Genomic DNA, 21,770 nt, shown 5'->3' with positions numbered 1-21,770 from the left:
TAAATTTATTTAATCCACTTCAATGGCATCCAACTTAGCCGGATGGGAAACTTCTTCGGCGATAAACCCAAGCATCTGCAATGGCCCACAGTTCGAACCCAATAGCTGGAGCATCAAGGCGCCTTACGGAAATATCGACAGTAGCGCCGATACAGGCGGCCTCCATGAGACCAATTCGCTGGGCAATAGCTTTTTTGACGGCGGCACCGACGTGCCCGCGACGTCGCTGAACGCACCTTGCGCGCGCCAAAGGTCGCGTTGATCACCATCTATTGCGGCTTCTATCTATTGGGCCAGTTACAGTTCCCGCGTGCCGGAAGTCCTGACGCTCGCCGAGAAATAAATACGTCACCCCACATTGACAGCGCTGTCCGATTTATTTAGTTATCTAACTAATTAAATGGACCCTGCCCCATGTTGTCGCCGCATACGCTCAATCAACGCTCCCTTACGGCCTTGTTGCCGCCGTTGACGCGCGCCTACCGCAAACAGATCGACCGGGCCTTTCTCAGCCTCGGCGTGTCGCATACGCTGGGCCTGCCGGTCATGCTGCTCGGACGACTAGGGGACGGCGTACGCCAGGGCGCGCTTGTCGAGGCGCTAGGCATTGAGCCGCCCTCCCTCGTGCCGCTGCTCGATCAGCTTGAACGCGCCGGCCTGGTTGAACGCCACGCCTGCGCCGAGGACAAGCGCGCGAAGACCCTGCACTTGACGCTCACAGGCCGCGACCTGGCGGCGCGTGCCGAAGCCGCCGCTGAGCGCGTGCGCTCAGCCCTTCTCGAAGGCATCAGTCCGCAAGACCTGGATATCGCCGTGCGCGTGCTCGGCCGGTTTCGGGACAGTATGGAAAGCGCGAGTTAGGCCCATGATGCGCCTGCGAGAATGGGTGTTTTCCGTCAACAGCTTCGTGGCGGCGATGCTGGCCCTCTATATCTCCCTGGTCATCGGTCTTGAACGGCCGTTCTGGGCCATGGCGACCGTCTACATCGTCAGTCAGCCTATTACCGGCACGGTTCGTTCCAAGGCGGCCTATCGTTTCGGCGGTACGCTTATCGGCGCGGCCGCTTCGGTCTGGCTGGTGCCGTCATTATCCAACGCACCTGTTCTATTATCGATCGCGCTGGCGCTCTGGGTTTGCGCCTGCCAATTCCTGTCCTTGCTCGACCGCACACCACGCAGCTATCTCTTCATGCTGGCCGGGTACACCGCCGCCTTAATCGGCTTCCCCAGCGTCGATCATCCGGACCAGATTTTTTCGGTGGCGCTGTTGCGAACACAGGAAATAGGCCTCGGCGTATTGTGCGCGTCCTTGGTCCATACCGTCTTCTTTCCGCGCAGTGTCGCCACCGTGCTGACGGCCAAGCTTGAGGCCATATCCGCCGACGCCCAGGCCTGGATCATCAACGCGCTGTCAGGTCAGGTTCTGCCCATTACCGCGCCACAACGGCGCACCATCGCCGCCGATATAACCGAATTGCACATGCTGGCCACCCATGTGCCCTACGACACGGACGCCCAGCGTCCGACGCGAGCGGCCCTGGCCGCTATGCAGGATCGCCTCATGCTGCTGGTGCCCCTGATTTCGGCGCTGGAGGACCGCATCCAAAGCCTGAAGCAGGTAGAGGGCCTGACACCGGCGCTGACTGCCCTGCTGGATGGCCTGCGCGCCTGGGTGGCCGCTGACAGACGCGAGGATCCAGCAGCATTGCGCGCCGTGATCGACCAGCTGAGCGAGCAAACACCGCCGCAAGGCTGGTCGAACCTGCTGACCCATAATTTGCTCGCCCGGCTGACCGAGCTGATCAACCTGTTGCGACTGTCTCGCGAACTGAGCGACGCGCTAAGCAAGCCCGCCGTTGCGCTTAGCCCGGAAGCCCAGGCGCTTGTGGGGCAGCGCATCGCCCGGCCGCTGCACGTTGATTACGGCATGGCTCTGTTGTCGACCTTGGCGACCTTCGCCGCCATTATCGGTTGCTGCCTGTTATGGATCAAGACCGGCTGGCCCGAAGGGGCCATTGCCCCGATGATCGCCGCCGTCATGTGCTGTTTTTTCGCCACCATGGACGACCCAACGACCGCCCAGCGCGGCTTCCTGACCTGGACGGTCGCCTCCCTGCCGCTGATCGCCCTCTATCAGTTCGCGCTGCTGCCCGCCGTGCATGGCTTTGTCATGCTGACTGTCGTGCTGGCACCGCCCTTGCTGATCATGGGCGCCTTGTTGCCCTCGCCCAAATGGTACATGCGCATGATGCCGATGGTCATGGGCTTCACCACGGGTCTGGCGCTGACCAATACCTTCTCCGCCGATTTCGCGGCCTTTCTTAACGCCAACTTCGCTCAGGTCACCGGCGTCGCCGCGGCGATATTTGCCACACGCCTGTTGCGCGTGGTCGGGCCGCGCACCGTGGCCCGGCGCGTTTTGCGGGCGGGTTGGCGTGAGCTGGCGGCCATCGCCGCCGCACGTTATCAGATAAGTGCCGGGGAATGGACCGGCTTGATGCTGGATCGTATTCAGCTTCTGGCGCCCCGTCTCTCCGGCGCCTCGGCCGACGACCGGCTGGCTGCAGCGGACGCGTTGCGTGATCTGCGGATTGGATTGAACCTGCTGGTCCTCAAAGATATGCATGGCTCGGAAGATAGCCCTATCAACGCGGTTCTGGCCGACGTTTCCCGTCATTTCGCCGCCCTTGAGCGTGACGAAGGCGTGAAACCGGACAGCGACCTGCGTCTGCGGATCGACCGCGCATTGACCGAGCCGCGCCCCCTGTCCGCCCTCGTTGCGCTGACCGGCCTGCGCCGCAATCTGTTTCCCAATGCCACACCGCCCGTGCCCGAGATGACCGCATGACCGAAGAACTGCATATCGCCGGTGTCTATATTCACCCTCTGCTTGCCGCAGCCATCATGGCCTTTATCGCGGCCCGTCTGCTGGAATGGGGCCTACAGGTGCTTGGCGTCTACCGCTGGGTCTGGCACCGCGGCCTGTTCGATATCGCCCTGACTGTCATTCTGTGGGGCGGCTTTGCCTATCTTTTGACCTTGACCTGATGTGTGTGTGCTATGCCAAACGTCGATAAATCCCTGCTGATCCGCCTGGTTCCGACCGTCATCGCGGTTGTCGCGGCCTGCTTCGCGGCGCGCGCCCTGTGGCATCATTTTGAAGATGAACCCTGGACACGCGACGGCCGTGTCCGCGCCGATATCGTGCGTATCGCGCCGGATGTCTCCGGTCTGGTAACCGCTATCGCCGTACGCGACAACCAGCCGGTCAAGACGGGCGACCTGCTGTTCACCATTGACCGTCCACGCTACCAGCTGGCTGTCGATCAGGCCCAGGCCGCCCTGACCGCCCAGATGCCGGCGATTGCGGAGGCCCGCCGCGAGGCCGCACGCAACCATGCACTGGGCGACCTAGTTGCCACGGAGGTCACTCAGGCGGGTGACGCCAAGGTCGCCCAGTTGACGGCCGTCCTGGCGCAATCGCGTGTCGGCCTTGAGACGGCGCAGCTCAACCTGGCCCGGACGGAGGTCCGCGCACCCATAGACGGCGTCGTCACCAATCTGACCCTGCGTGCCGGCAACTATGTTACGGCGGGACATCCCGAATTCGCGATTATCGACAGCCGATCCCTCTATGTCGTTGGTTACTTCGAAGAAACCAAGCTGAAACATATCGCGCTTGGCGATCCAGTGTGCGTCCGGCTGATGGGCGATCACGCCGTGATCCGGGGCCATGTCGACAGCATTGCGGGCGGGATCGATGAACGGGACGGCGGCGCGGGGCAAACCCTGCTGGCCAATGTCAATCCGACCTTTTCCTGGGTACGGCTGGCCCAGCGCATCCCGGTCCGCGTGCATATAGACACCTTGCCTCCCTCCGTCACCCTCGTTGCCGGTCGCACGGCCACGGTAGAGGTTCTGCGCAAGGGAGGCCACTGATGCGCCGCCTTGCCCTCAGCCTGTTGAGCCTGACGCTCGCCGGTTGTGCCAGTGCGCCGGTGTATAGGCGCGCGGATGACGCCGCCATCAACCGGCCGTCCGCCAGCGCCGCCTTCGTCAACGGCGAAAATCCGGCCTTCGCCGCCCATGCCGTTCCGGGGGAGTGGTGGAAGCTGTATGATGATGCCCGCCTGAACGGCCTTATCCAGGATGCGCTCAAGGCCAATACCGATCTGCGCGCCGCCGGGACGCATATCGAGCGTGCGCGTATCGGCCTCGATGTCGCCAAGGATGACGCTGGGGTGAAGACGGAACTGTCGGCCGGCCTTGAATACGGTCAACCCGCGGCGCAGGAATATCTGCTGCTGGGCGAACATTTGCCAAGCGATTTTCTCTATACGGCATCTGCCGGTGTGTCCTATCAGGTCGATCTGGCCGGACAGGTCAAATCGGCGATGGACGCCGCGCGGTCCCACGTCTTTGCTGCCCAGGCCGCCTATGACGCCGTGCGCATCAGCATCGTCGCCGACACGACGCGCGCCTGGCTGGACGCCTGCGCTACCGGCCACCAGATCGACATCGCCCATCAAGCCCTGGCCCTGCAACAGGATAGCAGTGCACTGGCCCGTCGTCTGGTGGCGGCCGGCCGGGGCGGCGCCAGCGATGTCACCCGATCCAGCGGCCAGGAGGCGCAGGTGCGTGCCGCCCTGCCCGTCCTAATGGCAGCGCATCAGGCGGCCCTCTACCGCTTGGCCGCCCTGACGGGCCGGACCCCGGCAGAGTTGCCAGCCGATATCGGTAATTGCAACACCCTGCCCCATCTTTCCCAACCCATACCCGTCGGCGATGGCGCCGCCTTGCTTCAGCGCCGCCCCGACGTCCGCGCCCGGGAAGCCGAGCTGAAAGCGGCGACCTCGCGCGCCGGTATCGCCAATGCGGCGCTTTATCCGCATGTCGCGTTGGGTGCCTCGGTCGGATCGGTCGGTCTGGCTAGCGATTTCCTGCGCTACGACACGATGAAATACGGCCTGGGCCCGTTGATCAGCTGGGAATTCCCCAATCGTAAACGGGCCAAGGCCGCCGTTGCCACGGCCGATACCCATATCGAGGAGGCATCCGCCCGCTTTGACGGCGCGGTGCTGGCGGCCCTACGCGAAACCGAAACCGCGCTCAATACCTATGCCCGCGACCTTGATCAGCGCGCCGAACTACAGGCAGCACATGACCACGCCGTGGAAAACCTGAATGAAACGCAACGCCTGCAAAACGCCGGGCGCGTTAGTGTCGTACCCGTCCTCGACGCGCGCCGGGCGGTAGTTCAGGCCGACCAGACCTTGGCCGGCGCCGACGCCCGGCTGGCCGCCGATCAGGTCCAGCTCTTTCTGGCGCTGGGCGGCGGCTGGCAACGCTAGAGACGCTCAGCTGTCCCCGTAAAGCAGGGCATAGAGATCGTTATGGCCACTTAAGAGGTCGGCGCAGGGAACCTGCTCGTGACCGACGCCGACGCCCAGCGATTGAGTCCACGCATCGACCAGATTGTCGCGCAGATCGGACGCGCCGCGCGCTAGCAGGCCGGTCAGATAGGCCGGACCGCGCGGGTCCGCGCCTTTGAACCCGCCCGCCTTTTCGAGCCGATACAGTGGCTGCAACTGCGCGAAATTACGCATCAGGCGTCGGGCGAGACAGATTGTTTGGGCGGCGTCGCACGGAGCGTAGGCCGACATCTGCGACTGAACGGCCTGTGCCGTAACATGATCGCGGGTATAGACGCCTTCGATCGGCCAATGGATAGGCGCGGTCGTGAAGCCTGCCGGGTTGGGGTAGTCGCCCCACCCATTGCTGTGAAGCGACAGATGCATGGGCTGAGCGGCATCCCCGACATAATGCGACAGGAGGCCGATATCGCGCAGCATCAGGTTTTCCCGGCGCAGACGCATGGCCGTCAGCCAGGCCCGTCGGGCCGCATCGGTTTCTCGGCTTTCCGCCAAGGAGATAACGCGCCAATAGGCCATGTCTTTGGCGATCTGCTGCCAGGCGTCAAGCGTACTATAGGGCAAGTAGCCCGCCTTGGCCGGAACAATGCCACGGGCGCGCAGGGCCCCTTCATAGTCCGACCGCGTCGCCGGTAAATTTTCAAGCGTAACGCCCGCCAGGGTCAGACCGTCATCCGTCAGCGTGATGAAATGGGCTGGATCGCGTTCGGCGTCATGGACGACGCCAGACCCGCGCCACAGATCTGGTTCACGCGAATATTCACCGACATCCAAAATAGCCGCCGGCGAGCGCAAAAAGGCCGGCAGGTTAGCCGGCAAGGCACGCATCGCCGCCTCACCGACTATCCGGTGACCGCTATCGCCCCAGGCGAAGACAGAGGCAGGCGTGCCGATCAATGCCAGAACCGCGAGTCCGGCAGCCGTCAGGGTTTTGCGCATAGACATCGGATCATCCTTTTTGAAAAAATGCCGCCGCAGGGTCTCCCCGCGGCGGCCAGTTGGGCACAGGCAACGCTATCGCCTGCTGCCGACGCTCTAGAACTCGTAGGTCGCCCCCACGGTGAAGGTGCGGCCGCTTTTGGTGTAAGATGTCGAACGCTGCGAATACCGATCGGTATACTGGTCGATCGGCTCGTTGGTGAGGTTCAGGCCTTCGACAACGATCTTCAGCGCCGGGGTGACGTTGTAATGGGCGGCAAAATCGACATTGTTGGTGGCCTGGAAGCCGGAACCGATATTGCCGTTACCGCCGATACCGTCGAGGTAGCCACTGCGGTACGCGCTGGAAATACGCGCCCCCCATGTCGCCGTTTCATAATAGATCGTGGCGTTCGACGACCATTTCGACAGGTTGGACAAGTCGAAGGTATAGGTCACACCGTCGACCTTCGCATCGGTCTCGCCCGTGGCATAGGTGACATTGCCGGTGAAGCCCAGCTTGTCGAATGGTGCAGGCAGGAAGTCGAAATCGCGCTGGATGGCCAGTTCCGCGCCCTGGATGGTCGCGCCCGCACCGTTTACCGGCCGCGAGAAGCTATAGATGGTGTTGGCATCCTGGCCCGGACCGACCAACGACAGCGGATAACCGGTAGAACCATAAGGCACCGACGCGGTTTCCGACGTGATGAAGGAATCCATCTTCTTGTGGAAGACGCCCAGCGAGACATAGCCCTTGCGGCCCATGTAATATTCCCACGAGGCTTCGATCGAATCCGCCAGGAAGGGGTGCAGGTTGGGATTGCCTGCGCTGACCGAGCCACCGAACGGGGTGAAGCTGACCGAACCGGCGGCCTTCAGGTCGCCCAGGGACGGACGGCTGATGTTGCGATTGGCCCCCAGACGCACGATCATGTCGGGCGTGAGGCTGAGCGCTATATTCAGCGCCGGCAAGATGCCGTCATAATGGCTTTTGATGACGGCGGGCACCAGACCATTATTGGTCGCCAGCGTGCCGGCCGATGTCAGGTCGGTCGAATAGTAACGGACACCGGCATTGGCGCGCAGCGCCATGCCTGACACGGTGGTGTCGAGATCATACTGAGCATAGGCAGACGTCGTCTTTTCGCTGAGCTGGAAGTTGGTGCCGGCCTGATCATTGGCACCGGTGAGATCGCGCAATTGACCGGTGACGGCGAAGGTGGCGTCCACATCGGCAACCACGTAAGGCGCCAGGGTTTTGTAATCGAATACCTTTGTGACCGCATTCGGCACAACCGGCTTGTTGTACCAATCGACGCGTTGGTAACGCTGCCAGCCTTCATTTCCGAAGTCTTTGTATTCAATGCCGAATTTCACAGTATGGGCAGGACTGAAATCATAGCGGCCGTCGATCTTGGCGGTCTTATACTCGCTCATGATGTAGTCTTCACGGGCGTCGGCGCGCATCAAACCCCAATTGGCGGCGTTGGTGATGTCGAAGTCATAGGTATTCTTGCCCGGATTGCCGCTGCGGAAATCGTAGGACACACCGCGATTGACCGATTGCAGGAAGACCTTGTCAAAGATCGGCTCGACGAACTCGGACTTGGAATAGCCCAGCAAGCCCTTGAAGCTCAGCGCATCCGTCACCTGATAACTGGCCGTATAGACCGCTTGGGTGAAGGCGGTTTCATCGTAAGAATGCTTGGCTTCCGACCGCGTATCGACGCCGGTCCATTTCGCGTAGACCAGGGTGTCACCCTGAATCACGGCTTCCTGTAGCTTCTGCGTACCCTTGACATCGCCGGTCAAGGCGTTGACGCCGGCATTGGTCATCGAATATTCGTTACGATCGTTGCTGAGCTTGCCATACAGGAGGTCAAGGCTCATTTCGACGCGGTCGTTGGGGCGATATTGCAAGGCGCCGGTGATGCCCAGGCGCTTACGGTGGTCGTACCAGGTTGAATAGGTAGCGGCTTGCGGTGCGGAAATGCGGTCCATGCCGGTGGCCGTGGACAGGCGCAGGGCATCCGCCGCAGAAACCCCTGGACCGATATTGGCGGCGTTGACGTTGATCTTGGTCCAGTTCCAGTTGCGATAGCCGTATTCGTTGACGTCGTTTTCAGAGCTGGCGACCGACAACAGCGCGCCGAGCTCCCCCGCCGAGGTAGACCAGCGGTTGGAAATCAGCCCGACGATACGCGGGGTGACGGTGTCGGTATTCGAATTGGATTGCGCCTTGGCGCTGACAACGGCCTTGAAGCCCTTGTAATCGAAGGGACGTGCGGTGCGCAGGCCGATGGTGCCACCGATGCCGCCCTCGTCCTGTTCTGCGGCATAGGACTTCTCAACAGTCACGCGATTGAACAGTTCAGAGGCGAATAGGCTATAGTCGAAGCTACGGGTCCGGCTGACGGAGCCGCGATTGTCAAAGCCGGAAGACGTATTGCCCAGCACTTCCATGCCGTTCAGTTGGGTGCGGGTAAAGTCAGGCCCGAGACCGCGCAAGGAAATCTGGCGGCCTTCGCCGGCATCGCGGGTAATGGCCACGCCAGCCACGCGTTGCAGCGACTCCGCCAGGTTCAGGTCGGGAAAGGCCGCGATATCGTCGGCAACGATGCTGTCTTGCGTACCAACGGCACGGCGCTTGATGTCTTGAGCGCGCCCCAGAGAGGATCGGAACCCGGTGACCACGACTTCCGTCGCCACGTCATCAACCGGGTCGGCTGCCGGTACGGACGCGGGCGCCACCTTGGCAGGCGCCGGGGCGACGTCACCGACCTTCAGGACGACGGTATGGCCGTCATCGGACGCCACGACCAGGCGGGTTCCCTTCAGGAGTTGTTTTAGTGCCTGCTGGCGTTCCAGACTGCCTTTCAAGGCCGGCGTGCGGATACCCGCCAGCGCGTCCGCCGGAGCCATGATCTGGATGCCGGCCTGCTGAGCAAATTGCGGAATGGACTTCACCGCCGATTGGGCGGGCAGATCGAAGGTCCGGTTTTGCGCGAAAGCGGGCGCAGCGAGGCCAAGGCCCGCGACGGCAACACCGCACATGAGTAGACGTCGTAACAGCTTGGTTGTCATCATAATATCCCCATATGATCTCTAAGCGAAAGTCTTTCGGCCGCGCTACGAATATCGCCGCCTGCATGTGTTAGAGAAGAATGGGATGCGTGCTCCCCCATATGTCAAAAAAATTTCATATAAACTGAATTTGCAGCGTCAATTTTTCAAAATTACTCATCTATACAGAATAAGTTCGTCACCATTTGTTTTTATATTAGCGCCGAGACTGACCGCGGCAGCGCGGGCAAAACCTTCGACATCCTTGACCGCAAACAGTCCAGAAATGCGTTCGCGTTCCAACGCCTTGTCTCGAATGACAATCCGCCGGGGTGAATACCGGGCGAATTCGGCAACCGCATCTGCCAGACGGTCGCCTGCGAATGACAATTGACCTTCCCGCCACAGCAGGGCCTGTTGAATGGCCTCCGACGGCAGGGTGCTGATATTGATTAGTACCTGGCCGCCATCGCCTTTGGCATCCGCCAGCCGGATGATCGCCTCCTGGTCGGGATCGACAAACACGCCGCTTTTCTCGCTGGCCCTGGATTCGGACGCGCCAAAACCGCCCCAGGCATCGGTCAAGGCCATGAGTGACTGCGCCAGCCGGGACGGCGGGCTTTCGAGCGCGACCCGCCCTGACGTGACGCGAACCTTCATTTCGGCGGGATCGACCAAACGAACGGTATAGGCCGTGCCGACGGTTCGCACCTGCGCCATTGGCCCCGTGACGACGAAAGGCCGATCCGGCGCCTTGGCGACTTCGAAATAGGCCTCACCCCGCATCAGGTGAATGCGCCGGGCTGTCTTGCTGTATTCGACCGTCAAGGCGGTGTCGGTATTGAGCGTGATGCGTGACCCGTCTTCAAGGGGGATGACCCGGACCTCACCAAGAACGGAGTCGTATAGTCGTACCGGCGCGGGTTTAGCGCGCGGCCACAAAAAGAACAGCCCCCCGATCACACTTGCGGCAATGGCGGCCATGGCACTTCGCCGGGTCAGTTCGCCTGCTTGTGGCAGACGCTGCGCCTGCAAGGCGTCGCCGACCTGCGGGCTGAGATAGATGGCGCGCGCACGGGCATAGGCGCCAAAACAGCGCGGATCGCTGGCCAGCCAGGCCTGGAATGCGTCCGTATCGTCCGGATTGGCGTCCAGCCGCGCCACCCACTCGGCCGCCTGGTCATCAATGGCGTTAGCGATGGGGTGTGGTGGCGTCACGCGCATCCGTTTCCTTGTCCTGGCTGGTGGTGCGGCTGATTGACACTGTCTTTCGGGCCAGGCTTTGCGGCGGTCCGCCGCGCCCAAACTGCGCGAGCAAGAGCTTGATGCCCCGCGAGATATGTTTTTCGACCGTGTGTTCGGACAGCTTCATCCGGCGGGCAATGTCCTGCTGCGACAAGCCCTCGACGCGACGCAGGATAAAGGCCTGGCGGGTCTGGCGCGGCAAGGCGTCTATGGCGGTGCGGATCATCGCCAATTCATCACGCGCCAGCACCGTATCTTCAGGTGACGGATCGTCATGCGCGGCTTCCAGCATGCCGACATCGGCGACGGCCGTTATGGGAACAACCCGCGACTGGCGTAATTGCTGAAGAACGACCGAATAGGCCACCTGGAAACTATAGGTCTTGGGGTTTCGTACGGCGTCCACACTGTCCTTTGCCGCAAGGATCGCATAGGTTTCCTGTACAATATCGTCGATGTCGACGCCCAGGGATTTACCCCTCAGCCACGACCGCAGGGCCGGCTCATGCGGCACCACATGGCGTGCCAGCCACAGGGCGCGTCCGTCGCTGAGCGGCTGCATGGGATTACACTTCGCAATGACTTCAAAATTGGGCATCTAAAGGTTAGATGCGACGTGCGCGTGACACCCCCACCTGTCATAAAAATTTGATATAACCCGATCCTGGACTGAGGCGTTGGGCGACGTGTGTCAGTTCGCATACCTTACTCTTGGCAGCTGCCTTAGGCGTCAGATTATCGAGATTGGACCATTTAAGCCGACTCACGTAAGTTCATGCGGATCGCGCCGCCCGGCGTGCTGAACCATAGGATATTTTCATGAACACTACCGATCTCGTTGAAAAGCTCGCCGCCGCGCACAGCCTCACCAAGGCAAACGCGAAAACCATCGTTGACGACGTTTTGAAGGCCATCACCGACGCCGCCGTCGCAGGCGAAGAAGTCAACTTCCCCGGCTTCGGCAAATTCAAGACAAAGGACGTGCCGGCGCGCGAAGCCCGTAACCCGGCGACCGGCGCCACCATTCAGGTCGCCGCCTCCAAGAAGGTGAGCTTCCAGGCTGCCAAGGCGTTGAAAGACAAGCTTAACGGCTAATCGACGCGACGGTTCGCGCATCCCATGAGGATGCTGCCTCCAGGCATTCAAAGCAGTCGGCGCCCGTTGCGCCGGCTGCTTTTTTGTACGCCGGCGCACACGTCGAAGGCCGGCTTTCCGGCGTAGGGGCCAGCACGCAGTAAGCCGCACCGGGCGACCAATAAAGCCGTATGTCCTGCGGCGCCGTTGGCGCATCGTTTTCCATACCCTTCGCCGCGCAAAAGCGGTAAGACCCCCTCCAATCGGTATATGAACGGGAAGATTTGGCATGGCGACACGTGTATATGGCTGGCTGCAAGGCGTCTTGCGTGCGTTGGTGCGCGACAAATTGCTTCTGGCCTTGCTGGTTGTCCTTGGCGTTTTGCGGTGCGTGCTCCCCTCAGGTTTGCCGCAGATTCCATCCCTCATCGACTGGCCAACAATGGCGGCCCTTTGCGGCCTGCTTATGCTCACCAAGGCATTGGATATGTCGGGCGCGCTGCATTGGCTTGCCGAAATCGTCGCCACGCGGATGCCTGATCAGCGACGGCTGGCTCTGGCCCTTGTCCTCATGGCAGCTCTTCTGTCGATGGTGCTGACGAATGACGTGGCCCTTTTCGTCGTTGTTCCTGTAACCCTGGCGTTGGCACGGTCGACCGGAATGCCCGCGACGCGCCTTATTGTGTTCGAAGCCCTTGCCGTCAATGCGGGCTCAGCGCTAACCCCGATCGGCAATCCGCAGAACCTCTACCTGTGGCAAATCTCCAAAGTCTCCTTTGCGGACTTCATGATACATATGCTGCCGCTCGTTCTAGTCCTGAGCATCGTTTTGCTGGGTCTGACGGCGTTGACGTACTCAGGCCAAGCGATCACAATCAAAACGTCACCGGACGCACCTTCGGCAGGCATTGACCGCCCATTGTGCGGTCTGGCGCTGGCCCTGTTTCTGCCCTTCCTGGTGGCCACCAATTTCGGCGAAGCCATGTGGGCTTTGGCGATAATGGCCGCTCTGTTCCTATGGTTTCGACGATCCGTCCTCATCCGGTTGGATTGGGGCCTGCTGGTAACCTTCCTGTTGATGTTCGTCGATCTCGGCCTGGTGTCAAAGCTTCCTGCGGTGGAGAGCATTTTGCAGGCCTGGCACCTGGAGGTCGCAACGCACCTGTATTGGGCCGGGATAGGCGCTTCGCAGGTTATCAGCAATGTGCCGGCAACGATTGCGCTTATGGGCTACGCCAAGGACTGGCGCGCGCTTGCCTACGGAGTCAATATCGGAGGCTTCGGTATATTAATCGGGTCGCTGGCGAACCTGATCGCGCTCAGGATGGCGAATGATCGTAAGGCATACGTGGTGTTTCACCTCTACAGCCTGCCCTTTTTAGCCGCGGGCGCGGGCGTCGGATATCTGATCCTGTTCGCATAAACGGAGGGCTTCGACGCAGCCGCCTAGAAAAAAATTGTTGGATGCATAAGATAGGTTACGCTTAAGGTGGCCGTGTCTATAAACGTCAAGCGGAGAGACGCAATGTCGACGGAAAAGGTCAAAGGGCCTGCATCCTATTTTCCTTCCATTGAGCAAAAATACGGCAAGCCGATCAGTGAATGGCTCGAGGTTCTGGCCGGCCTGAAAGATATGAAGCATGGCGAAATGGTCACCTTCCTGAAAGAGGCGCATGCCATGGGTCACGGCCACGCCAATGCGCTGGTGGCCTATCATCGCGCCAGCATGGGACAAGGTTGATAGAGATTTCAGACCTCGATTAAAGATCGCACGAAAGAGTGATTTGCTACCGCTTGAACGCCGCTCTGGCTTTAGCCGCCGACTCTCGAATTATGCACCCGTCGGCATGATCATTGATAAGCCCCGTCGCCTGCATGAAGGCGTAAACCGTCGTCGGGCCGACAAACGACCAGCCTCGCTTTTTCAAGTCTTTCGACAGGGCAATAGACACGGCCAATATGGACGCGGTTTGCGGTTCGGTCCGTTCGTGCGCCTTCGGTTCAAAGCGCCACACATAGGTGGAGAGCGATCCTTCCTGTCTCACCAAATCCTGCGCCCGCTTGGCATTGTTGATGACGGCAGAGATCTTGCCGCGATGACGAACAATGCCTTTGTCCATCAGCAACCGCTCGACATCCGTATCGGTAAACGTGGCGATCCGATCAAAATCGAACCCGTGAAATGCCGCGCGAAAGTTGTCCCGCTTGGCCAGGATTGTCCGCCAGCTCAGCCCCGACTGAAAGCCTTCGAGACAGAGCTTCTCAAATAGGCGACGATCATCATCGACCGGAAACCCCCATTCGGTGTCGTGATAGACGAGAAACTCTGGCGCCGCCGCGCACCAGCGGCAACGGGCGCGACCGTCAGGGCCAGGCAGTGTCGCATTCATGGCTCAGACCTTGAGAAAGGCGAAGCGCTCGTCTGTGCGCCCTGGGGTTATGCTAAGAACTTCAGCACTCACAACACCTTCGACTACGAACGGATCGGCCTGAACGCGCGCTTCGATCTCGGCGAGCTCAGCATTGTGGGCCAAAATTACACCGCCCGCATTCGGCTGTAGGCTGCCAACCAACAAGAACACCCCGTCGTCGAAGCCCTTTTTGATCCAGGCATTGTGCCCATCCATCCGTTGCGGAGCTTTGGTCTTGTCGGCAAACCGAAGAGTAATAACGAACATAGCTGCTCCTCAAACAGGCTGGTGATCGACGCTGGAGACGGCGGGGTGTTGGGAAAGCAACCATGCCTCCATTTCCGCCACTTCGCGGCGGATGAAATCTTCGTCACGAAAAGCGGTGGCAAGGGTCGCCACGCCTTGGCTGCGCATCAGTATGTGCAGAGCCAGCGCGTCGGCCTCAGCCGCCCGGCCAAGGGCGACGAATTGTCGTGCCAACCAATGGCGGAACAAGACGAACAGGCCGGCGGCATCGCCCTTGGCAGCGTGATCTAGCTTTGCCAATTCGTTACAGAGCGTGCCCACAGGGCAGCCATGCGCCATGATCTTCGACCGGTTTGCAATAAGGATATGGATAAAGCGGCGAATGCGTTCCGTCGGCGACTGCCCGTCCGCCTCCCAGGCATCCAGCATCGCCACCGTATCCCTCACACGCTGCGCGATGACCGCATCCAGAATTTCGTCCTTGGTTTTGAAATGGTAGTAGAAATTGCCGCGCGAGAGACCGACATCGCTTGCGATATCGGCAAAGGAGGTCGCCTCGAAGCCGCGTTCATAAAAAAGCCTGTTAGCCGCATTGACAATCTGCTGTCGCGTTGCGCTCGCACCCATCTCCACCCCCCAAGGTCATAGCAACGCCCCAAGTTTCTCTTCAAGATTTAGGACGATTGTCCTAGAAGGTCAAGAGCGATAGAGCCCCCGCCGCCTGCTTGGTACTCAAGCATTTCGGTAGGCGGGGATGCTCAGCATTACGACATGCTTCCGTCGGCGGCCGAGCGTCTGAAAAACCGGCTCACCGCCAAGAGGCCCTTTTAAAATATAAAACACCCGACAGATGCAAATCTGCCGGGTGTTACACTTTGTCTGGAGACGTCTAGTTTTTATAGCTCAAACGGATATATCCGAACTGACCTTGCAGATCGTAAGCCGCATCGTAACCACCACAGGCCAGACAGATAGGCGCCGTCTTGCCGAAGAGGTTGTTGACGCCGATGGCGAACTCGTACTTGCCACCCAGCTTTTCCGGCGTCCAGCCGAACTGTATATCGGTATAGGTGGTGGCCTTCATAGTGTTGTTGTAGTTTGGCTCGTCCAGTTCGCTGATATAGCGACCCGTCAGGGAGCCGAACATATTGCCCTTCTGCCAGGTCAAGGTCACGTTCGAGCGGTTCTCCGGATAGGCCTGGCCGTTGTTTTCGACGCCTTTGTAGTCCAGGACGGTCACGCCCGTCGCCGATGGAAGCGACGTTTGATACTTGTCGAGGAAGGTCGCCTGCCAGATCAGGCCGAAGCGGCCAAGCGCCGTTTGCGGCGCCCGGTAATTCAGCGTCAGGTCGACGCCGGCACTTTCCAGCGTACCGACATTTTGCAGTATACCGCGGATCTGGGTAATTGATCCGGTCGCACTGCGGGTAATAGCGGCACAACTCGTGGCATCGAGTGAGGTGACACAATTGTTAAGCAGGACGTCAGCGCTGATCGACGTGATAGAGTTGTCGACCTTAATGTCGTAGTAGTCGGCTTCCAGCGACAGGGCATCCGCAAACGGCAGGCTCTTGGCCCAGCTTGGGCTGTAGGCAAAGCCCACAACCGTGCTTTCCGAGGTTTCCGGCTTCAGAGCTTTGTTGCCGCCGGTGATGATCGGCAACTGACCGTTAAGCTGAACATAGCTGCCATCGGCGGGAACACCGAGCGTGATACAGTTGGCCTTGATGGTCGCCGAAACGCCCGAGGTGTTGAAGCCAGAGCACGGATCGGCGACACCGCCGTCAAAGCGCGAAGGGGCGCCATAGAGTTCGCCTATGCTGGGCGCGCGGAAACCTTCGGACCATGTGGCGCGCAGACGCAGGTCATTGACCGGCTTCCAGCTCAAGCCGGCCTTGGTGGTCGAATCCGAGCCACTGGTGCTGTAATCAAAATAGCGAATGGCGAAGGTTGCCTCCAGCAAACGCACACCGGGCAGGTCTTTGAGGAGCGGTACGTCGGCTTCGGCATAGATTTCCTTGACATTGTAGCTGCCGCGCGTCGGCAGGGCGGGAATGTCAGAGCCAAGGCCAGCCGCCACGACCGGGTCCGGATCGAACGAGCCCGCCAGACGACGGAACTCTACGCCAGCGGCGACACCCAATGGACCGGCCGGCAGTTCAAACAACGATCCCGTAATATTCGCCGAGAAATCGACCATGCTTTGCTGCGATGCATCGTTTTGCTGGAACAGGACGTAATTGAGCATATCCTTCGTCACGGCGCCTTCACCGCCGAAGATGTTGAACGGCACACATTCGCCCGTGCAATCCGCCAATGGACCCAGGGCCTTGGCGAGTTTGGCGGCATTAATATTGCCGGACATGGTTTGTGTGGCCTTGTTCGTCGCGTAGATCCCGCTGACGTCCCAGTACCAGGTCTTGCCAAAACTGTCGAAATTGCCATCGAAGCCGGCATTGAAGTAAGCAGTATTGACTTTCTGTTCGAAGTGACGCGGCCCCGCTTCGACAAGGCGCTTGCCTATGAACGCATAGTTCGCGCCAGCCCCGCCCACGCCGCCGGCGCTTAAGCTGAATCCAAACGGATTATAGGGATTAGTCTTATCAATCGAGATCGTGTCGAGCAGATTGCCATTGCCGGCGTCCGGACCGACGAATAACGGCAGGGGCGCCGCCTGGTTAGCCGATGAGCGCTCGTTATAGGTCGCTTTGAACTTGAAATTTGCCCGATCGCCCAAAGGCTGCACATAGCTGACAAAGGTGCCGACACGCTTGTTGGGCGTCAGAATGTAATTGTAGGGGCTGAAGTTGAAGCGGTCAGCGACGGTGAAAGCTTTGTAATCGCTATTGGGACCGGTCGGGTCGGTCAGATCGATGAAGGGCTTTCCGGTCAGTACGGGCGCCTTCAAGGTGATGTTCATGCTTTCGCCGGTCAGCGGATTGGTGACGATGACACGGGCGTTGGGCGTGCCGGAAGAACAGTTGGAATCGCATTGGGTCGCACCGGGCGTCGGGAACCTGTAGAGCGCGCGGTCGCCCTTGAAGATTGATCCCTGACGGGCATAGTTGCCGCCTATGATCAGGCTTCCGCCAGTTGAGTCAAAGGTGTGGCCGTAGCTGTAATTGTAAAGCTCGGTGACACCATCACCTTTGTCATAGGCGCCGGTCTGGCCGCTGAAGGCCCAACCCTCCTGCTTCGTCTTGGTAATGATATTCACGACGCCGGAAATGGCGTCAGACCCATAAACCGCCGAGGCTCCGTCACGCAGTATTTCGACGCGCTCGATCAGGCTTTCGGGGATAGCGTTAAGGTCGACGGCGGCTGGCACGCCACTGGCAGCCGTACCATTGATGAAGCGTTGGCCATCGACGAGAACAAGCGCGCGCCTCGAACCTAAATAGCGGATATCGACTTCGGCGGAGCCGGCGCCAACGCCGCCGCCATCGGGTGGATTGCCATTGTTGCCGGAAGAGTTAGAGCGCGAATTGATGCCGCCGGTCGTACCCGGGAGACGCTGGAGGATGTCGGTCAGGGAGGTCAGGCCCGTTCGTTTTATATCTGCCTGATCAAGGTGGGTGATGGGAGCTGCCTGGCGGACGGGGTCACGACGGATGCGCGAACCGGTGACAACGATTTCGACCGCATTATCGTCCGCAGCCGGCGCCGGATCGGCAGTTTGAGCATAGGTAGCAGCCGGCATAACACTCGCGATAACGAGTAGACTCGCTGCCAGTTTCAGACTCGAATTTCCGTATCGATACTTCATTCCGCACCTCCAAAAATGAACTCAGACGGAAAACGTATACGAAATACGGTTGCGGACAACGTCAACTTTCACAAATCCGACACATATGTTGCAATGCGACAATTGTGTCACAATTTTACCGTTTTTTTGCCTACTTTTGAGAATTTTAGAGAAAAAAATGGTGCGGCGCACAAATTAATCAGGCCGTTCTCTCTATGGATTTCTCGAGGGGGAGAATCCAGTTTGAGAGTTCATTTTTGCGTCGCAACACAAAAAGGGGCGCGCTTTTACACACCCCTTTTCCAGTACGCAAAATGTTGGCGCCGCAAATTGTCTAGTAGGTTCCGAGTGTTACACGGAGCAGCTTTTGCTCTTTGCGAAAGTTAATGCCGTAATCGGTTTCATCGCCATTGAGCCAGCGCGTCGGTTTCCATACGCCATTATCGTAAGCCCCCTCCTCCACGCGTGCCAACCGGCCATAAAGACCATCCTTCGCCACGCGCTTGAATTCGAAGCGTACATCGACACCGCTGATCAAATAGGTGGTGGCGTCAAGCTGGATGACAAGCGCGCGACCAAGTCCATCTTTGGAATTGGGCACGATGGCAGGCAACTCTCCCCAAGGCGGCGGACCATAGGACAGATCGACCCGCCAATCCCCGAAATCGAGTGCCTGGCGGCCGCGACCGGGTTCTTCCACCGATGCTTTCACGCGCTTGTCCAGCAAGGCCTGCCCGAGCAAATCCTGAATCGGCGCCAATAGTTTATAGTTGTCGCCGTGCGCTTTCGCTGCCGCCAGATGAGCCTCTGACGCGGGATCATTGTCGACGCCAAAGGTCGAGAACCCGACACCGCCGCGATCGAGCACATAATAGAGAAACGAAGCTGTATTGGCGTCGAAGCCGGTCTCCGATACCCACGATGGATTATCAGGACGCGCGTACTGATCGAGGACTTTACGATATTCGCCGGCATCGCTGGTATAGATATCGGTGCCGATAAAATCGACCGCCGGACTGACTGAACGCCAGATATCGAAAACATTAAACGTCGCACCGCCGCTGGGATAGTCGATACCAGGATACTTCTTGTCCTTGTAACGCAGCCAGGTGTTGACATAGAGCGGCAAGGGATAGACCGCCTTGCCGGCCGCCGCCACCTCATTGATATAGTGCGCCGTCGACCAGGCGCCGAAGGCTTCGTCGGCGTCCGGGCCAAAAACCTCACGCCAGGTGCCGGGTTTCAGGGAAAGTTTATCGAGGACAGCCTGTGGTACGGCACCGTTGAATTGGCTTTGCGCCTCCGCTCCGAAATCGCGTACCGAACCGATAGCGCCCGGTTCATTCTCGACCTGCACCACAATGACGGTGTGCTGGTCGCCATCCACCTTTTTGAGGTGGCGCATCAGGGCGGTAAAAGCGCGCTTGTCGGCCTCGACATTGGTGCGCACATTCGGAGACAAGACGCTGACCGGCTCGCCGCGCTCATTCAACATACGCGGATACGTCTTGCGATCGGACTGCATCCATTCCGGTACATAGTGCATCTCGCCGTTCTTCCAGGTGCCGAACCAGAGAAGAGTCAAGCGGACATGGGTGGCGCGCGCCTTGGCTATAAGCGCGTCGACATTGGTCGTGTCGTAAACGCCAGACCTGGGCTCAAACTGCTCCCAGTAGACGGGCGCCTGAACGACATTGGGCGACAAGGCCAGCGCCGCCGGCCACGCCTTGTCGAGCTGTGCCGGCCAGGCGCTGGAATTATGCAACTGGGCCGCCATCATAAAGAAGGGCTTGCCATCGACCATCAGGGCGAAACGATCGCCTTGCTTGACAAAGGTCGGCATATCTTCGGCAAACGCCGGAGAGACCAGGGCGAAAACGGCGGCAACGGCAAGCCACAGACGCCGCATCATTGTGCAGACGCCTTGGTCTCGACGCGCAAGGGCGTTCTGATCATATCGGCCTCAATAAGCGGGAACGGAATAACCCCCGACGCGTTCATTTTCGTAAAAAAGTCCGGGAGACTGAACGGTTTGCCCTGCTTTTCCATCTCGAAGCTATATTCGCTGATCAGGCGATCGAGTTCGAGTTTGCCGGTAACATAGCTGGTGCCATAACCGGGCTGACGCAGATATAACAACTGCTCGAAGCCAACCAGATCGCTATCCGGATCGGACCATTTACGCGGCGTCCAGCGGGCATGAAATTCGCCGGCCTCTCTCAAGGTCATATCGTTCGATTGGACATAGAGTGAGGCCAGCCCACGCGCGGCGCGATTGGCCAGCATGATCCAGACGATTTCACGGCCACGCGGCGTGTCATCGTAAAGTCCGGCATGAAGCAAAAGCTCTTCAACCGCCGTAGCCATACCTTCGGAACGGCTGTCGTACATGTCGTAGAGCGGCACATTGGCGCGAATCTGACTGGCATTCGGTTCATGTTTGCGGCGTGCCAGTTCGATCCAGTGATAGTCGTGCGAAAACAGGCCAGACGGATCGAGCGCCATGCCGTGCGAGAAGAAGTTGCGCTTTTCCGGCGGCGTGTATGCCCCGACCTGGTTCGCCATGGCCTCTCGATAATAGGGCCGGTCATCGACCAGACCGCCCTTGATCAGGAAGTCGGTCAAGGTCTGCATCTTGGCCTTAGCCATGGCCATATAGGAGTCCGGATCATTGACCGGATCAAGCTGCGGCAGGTTACGGTTACGATATTCTTCCAGCGCAAGCGAGGCGCGCGACCGCTCCAGTTCGCGCTTTAACAGGGTTTCCTGCTCGGCCCAGGTGTAGGGCACGAGGTGGACGTTTTTCATATACCAGTCGTAATTGTCCTTACCGACACCGGAAGGGCCCGTCTTCGATGGCGCTTCTGCATCGAGCCACTGCTGGAAAGCGTCGGTAGCGGCCTTTGCTTTCGCCACGGCGGTAATCAGGGCCTTGTCGGCCCCCTTAAGCGAGCCGTGTACCCGGCCTTCGAGCGTTCGCATATCCAGCGTACCCGCCTGCAGCGCCGCCAGGGTGGCGCTTTGCTCTCGGAAAGCCCGCGTGCCGTAAACCCACAGGTCGCGGGCATTGGAATCCTTCAGATTGATCTTCGCCTGCTCCAGGAGCGCCGGAATGGCGCCAATCTGACAGGTCAGGGTTTTCTGATCAGCTTTGGAAAGGGGATAAGTATAAGATTGCAGATCGATGATCGGAAAGATTGATGGCCCTTCATGTTCGGGCACATCGCTGTCCTCACCCCAAACGCTCGCGTAAAAGCTTGGATCACGCGCCCACGGCTTGAGGACGCGCAAATCGAAATCCATGCCATTCATTTCGGCGGCGACGAGCTTTGCGTCACCGATCTGCGCGGTCGTCCAGCCTGTAGTATCGATGGCGGTAAGCCTTCGCTGGAAGTCGGCTAAACCCTTGGCCTTTTCCGCCGTGGCGCTTGCGCTGTAATCCGGGGCGCACGCCTTGACCGCAGGCGGCTCAAATGTGCGCCACTTCGCGGACAGTTCCGTCAGTTGCCGGTAATCCGAGGCAGCGAAGGTTACCGTCGCAGCACCGCTCAGCAGCAGGCTGGATATGATCAACGGCAAGCGCCAGGTTCGTCCACAAAAAGCCATAGCCATCTCCGAACCAAATTATGCGAATAA

Annotated in this window: 19 protein-coding genes; 9 read left to right on the top strand and 10 right to left on the bottom strand. The window is 59.6% G+C overall.

Annotation, left to right across the window (positions count from 1 at the left end):
- The first annotated feature begins 22 nt into the window (after positions 1-22).
- From AEAC466_RS28215 to AEAC466_RS28190, 6 genes are all read left to right on the top strand, one after another.
- A complete protein-coding gene (locus tag AEAC466_RS28215; protein WP_023457125.1) occupies positions 23-262 on the top strand; it encodes a hypothetical protein in 240 nt (79 codons plus the stop codon).
- Between the two features lie 152 nt (positions 263-414).
- Positions 415-861 carry a MarR family winged helix-turn-helix transcriptional regulator gene (locus AEAC466_RS28210; protein WP_023457124.1) on the top strand — a complete coding sequence of 149 codons (447 nt, stop codon included), beginning with the start codon at positions 415-417 and terminating at the stop codon, positions 859-861.
- Positions 862-865: 4 nt separating this feature from the next.
- Positions 866-2,848, top strand: a complete 1,983-nt coding sequence (locus AEAC466_RS28205) for an FUSC family protein (protein ID WP_023457123.1) — start codon at positions 866-868, stop codon at positions 2,846-2,848.
- The gene (locus AEAC466_RS28200; RefSeq protein WP_023457122.1) at positions 2,845-3,048 is read left to right on the top strand and encodes a DUF1656 domain-containing protein; all 204 of its coding nucleotides are present in this window, start codon (positions 2,845-2,847) and stop codon (positions 3,046-3,048) included. Before AEAC466_RS28205 ends, AEAC466_RS28200 begins: the two co-directional genes overlap by 4 nt.
- Before the next feature lie 12 nt (positions 3,049-3,060).
- Positions 3,061-3,939 (top strand): efflux RND transporter periplasmic adaptor subunit, encoded by an 879-nt coding sequence (locus tag AEAC466_RS28195; protein WP_023457121.1) that lies wholly within the window; start codon positions 3,061-3,063, stop codon positions 3,937-3,939.
- Entirely contained in the window at positions 3,939-5,351 is a 1,413-nt protein-coding gene (locus AEAC466_RS28190; protein ID WP_023457120.1) for an efflux transporter outer membrane subunit, read from the top strand. The genes AEAC466_RS28195 and AEAC466_RS28190 overlap by 1 nt, the downstream gene beginning before the upstream one ends.
- Before the next feature lie 6 nt (positions 5,352-5,357).
- On the opposite strand, the gene AEAC466_RS28185 is transcribed toward AEAC466_RS28190, so the two are convergent.
- The 4 genes from AEAC466_RS28185 to AEAC466_RS28170 all read right to left on the bottom strand — a co-directional run bounded on the left by AEAC466_RS28185 (position 5,358) and on the right by AEAC466_RS28170 (position 11,220).
- On the bottom strand, positions 5,358-6,377 hold the full coding sequence (locus tag AEAC466_RS28185; RefSeq protein ID WP_023457119.1) for a hypothetical protein: 1,020 nt from the start codon (positions 6,375-6,377) through the stop codon (positions 5,358-5,360).
- A gap of 90 nt (positions 6,378-6,467) precedes the next feature.
- Positions 6,468-9,437 (bottom strand): TonB-dependent receptor, encoded by a 2,970-nt coding sequence (locus tag AEAC466_RS28180; protein WP_235074170.1) that lies wholly within the window; start codon positions 9,435-9,437, stop codon positions 6,468-6,470.
- 153 nt (positions 9,438-9,590) lie between these two features.
- On the bottom strand, positions 9,591-10,631 hold the full coding sequence (locus AEAC466_RS28175; protein ID WP_162148925.1) for a FecR family protein: 1,041 nt from the start codon (positions 10,629-10,631) through the stop codon (positions 9,591-9,593).
- The gene (locus AEAC466_RS28170) at positions 10,606-11,220 is read right to left on the bottom strand and encodes an RNA polymerase sigma factor (RefSeq protein ID WP_023457116.1); all 615 of its coding nucleotides are present in this window, start codon (positions 11,218-11,220) and stop codon (positions 10,606-10,608) included. Before AEAC466_RS28170 ends, AEAC466_RS28175 begins: the two co-directional genes overlap by 26 nt.
- 257 nt (positions 11,221-11,477) lie before the next feature.
- Between AEAC466_RS28170 and AEAC466_RS28165 the strand changes: the two genes are divergently transcribed.
- The 3 genes from AEAC466_RS28165 (at position 11,478) to AEAC466_RS28155 (ending at position 13,473) form a co-directional block, all read left to right on the top strand.
- Positions 11,478-11,753: an HU family DNA-binding protein gene (locus tag AEAC466_RS28165; RefSeq protein WP_023457115.1), complete on the top strand. Its 276-nt coding sequence runs from the start codon at positions 11,478-11,480 to the stop codon at positions 11,751-11,753.
- A 268-nt stretch (positions 11,754-12,021) separates the two neighbouring features.
- A complete protein-coding gene (locus AEAC466_RS28160; protein ID WP_023457114.1) occupies positions 12,022-13,155 on the top strand; it encodes an SLC13 family permease in 1,134 nt (377 codons plus the stop codon).
- 102 nt (positions 13,156-13,257) lie between these two features.
- Positions 13,258-13,473, top strand: a complete 216-nt coding sequence (locus tag AEAC466_RS28155) for a DUF4287 domain-containing protein (protein WP_023457113.1) — start codon at positions 13,258-13,260, stop codon at positions 13,471-13,473.
- A 46-nt stretch (positions 13,474-13,519) separates the two neighbouring features.
- On the opposite strand, the gene AEAC466_RS28150 is transcribed toward AEAC466_RS28155, so the two are convergent.
- From AEAC466_RS28150 to AEAC466_RS28125, 6 genes are all read right to left on the bottom strand, one after another.
- On the bottom strand, positions 13,520-14,122 hold the full coding sequence (locus tag AEAC466_RS28150) for a DNA-3-methyladenine glycosylase I (RefSeq protein WP_023457112.1): 603 nt from the start codon (positions 14,120-14,122) through the stop codon (positions 13,520-13,522).
- A gap of 3 nt (positions 14,123-14,125) precedes the next feature.
- Positions 14,126-14,410, bottom strand: a complete 285-nt coding sequence (locus tag AEAC466_RS28145) for a YciI family protein (RefSeq protein WP_023457111.1) — start codon at positions 14,408-14,410, stop codon at positions 14,126-14,128.
- 9 nt (positions 14,411-14,419) lie between these two features.
- A complete protein-coding gene (locus AEAC466_RS28140; RefSeq protein ID WP_023457110.1) occupies positions 14,420-15,016 on the bottom strand; it encodes a TetR/AcrR family transcriptional regulator in 597 nt (198 codons plus the stop codon).
- Between the two features lie 262 nt (positions 15,017-15,278).
- Entirely contained in the window at positions 15,279-18,155 is a 2,877-nt protein-coding gene (locus AEAC466_RS28135) for a TonB-dependent receptor domain-containing protein (RefSeq protein ID WP_031238312.1), read from the bottom strand.
- Between the two features lie 313 nt (positions 18,156-18,468).
- Positions 18,469-20,046 carry a DUF5597 domain-containing protein gene (locus AEAC466_RS28130; RefSeq protein ID WP_023457108.1) on the bottom strand — a complete coding sequence of 526 codons (1,578 nt, stop codon included), beginning with the start codon at positions 20,044-20,046 and terminating at the stop codon, positions 18,469-18,471.
- Positions 20,043-21,740 carry a DUF885 family protein gene (locus AEAC466_RS28125; RefSeq protein WP_235074169.1) on the bottom strand — a complete coding sequence of 566 codons (1,698 nt, stop codon included), beginning with the start codon at positions 21,738-21,740 and terminating at the stop codon, positions 20,043-20,045. Before AEAC466_RS28125 ends, AEAC466_RS28130 begins: the two co-directional genes overlap by 4 nt.
- Positions 21,741-21,770 lie beyond the last annotated feature (30 nt).

The sequence above is a fragment of the Asticcacaulis sp. AC466 genome, from assembly GCF_000495815.1.
Taxonomy (GTDB): domain Bacteria; phylum Pseudomonadota; class Alphaproteobacteria; order Caulobacterales; family Caulobacteraceae; genus Asticcacaulis.
The sequence above is the reverse complement of the archived record's forward strand: the minus strand, read 5'-3'. Positions and strand labels throughout refer to the sequence as shown.

Bases quoted from the DNA above. Each gene is read 5' to 3' on its own strand.
- AEAC466_RS28215 (WP_023457125.1), top strand. From the start codon at position 23: ATGGCATCCAACTTAGCCGGATGGGAAACTTCTTCGGCGATAAACCCA.
- AEAC466_RS28210 (WP_023457124.1), top strand. From the start codon at position 415: ATGTTGTCGCCGCATACGCTCAATCAACGCTCCCTTACGGCCTTGTTG.
- AEAC466_RS28205 (WP_023457123.1), top strand. From the start codon at position 866: ATGATGCGCCTGCGAGAATGGGTGTTTTCCGTCAACAGCTTCGTGGCG.
- AEAC466_RS28200 (WP_023457122.1), top strand. From the start codon at position 2,845: ATGACCGAAGAACTGCATATCGCCGGTGTCTATATTCACCCTCTGCTT.
- AEAC466_RS28195 (WP_023457121.1), top strand. From the start codon at position 3,061: ATGCCAAACGTCGATAAATCCCTGCTGATCCGCCTGGTTCCGACCGTC.
- AEAC466_RS28190 (WP_023457120.1), top strand. From the start codon at position 3,939: ATGCGCCGCCTTGCCCTCAGCCTGTTGAGCCTGACGCTCGCCGGTTGT.
- AEAC466_RS28185 (WP_023457119.1), bottom strand. From the start codon at position 6,377: ATGTCTATGCGCAAAACCCTGACGGCTGCCGGACTCGCGGTTCTGGCA.
- AEAC466_RS28180 (WP_235074170.1), bottom strand. From the start codon at position 9,437: ATGATGACAACCAAGCTGTTACGACGTCTACTCATGTGCGGTGTTGCC.
- AEAC466_RS28170 (WP_023457116.1), bottom strand. From the start codon at position 11,220: ATGCAGCCGCTCAGCGACGGACGCGCCCTGTGGCTGGCACGCCATGTG.
- AEAC466_RS28165 (WP_023457115.1), top strand. From the start codon at position 11,478: ATGAACACTACCGATCTCGTTGAAAAGCTCGCCGCCGCGCACAGCCTC.
- AEAC466_RS28160 (WP_023457114.1), top strand. From the start codon at position 12,022: ATGGCGACACGTGTATATGGCTGGCTGCAAGGCGTCTTGCGTGCGTTG.
- AEAC466_RS28155 (WP_023457113.1), top strand. From the start codon at position 13,258: ATGTCGACGGAAAAGGTCAAAGGGCCTGCATCCTATTTTCCTTCCATT.
- AEAC466_RS28150 (WP_023457112.1), bottom strand. From the start codon at position 14,122: ATGAATGCGACACTGCCTGGCCCTGACGGTCGCGCCCGTTGCCGCTGG.
- AEAC466_RS28145 (WP_023457111.1), bottom strand. From the start codon at position 14,410: ATGTTCGTTATTACTCTTCGGTTTGCCGACAAGACCAAAGCTCCGCAA.
- AEAC466_RS28140 (WP_023457110.1), bottom strand. From the start codon at position 15,016: ATGGGTGCGAGCGCAACGCGACAGCAGATTGTCAATGCGGCTAACAGG.
- AEAC466_RS28135 (WP_031238312.1), bottom strand. From the start codon at position 18,155: ATGAAGTATCGATACGGAAATTCGAGTCTGAAACTGGCAGCGAGTCTA.
- AEAC466_RS28130 (WP_023457108.1), bottom strand. From the start codon at position 20,046: ATGATGCGGCGTCTGTGGCTTGCCGTTGCCGCCGTTTTCGCCCTGGTC.
- AEAC466_RS28125 (WP_235074169.1), bottom strand. From the start codon at position 21,740: ATGGCTTTTTGTGGACGAACCTGGCGCTTGCCGTTGATCATATCCAGC.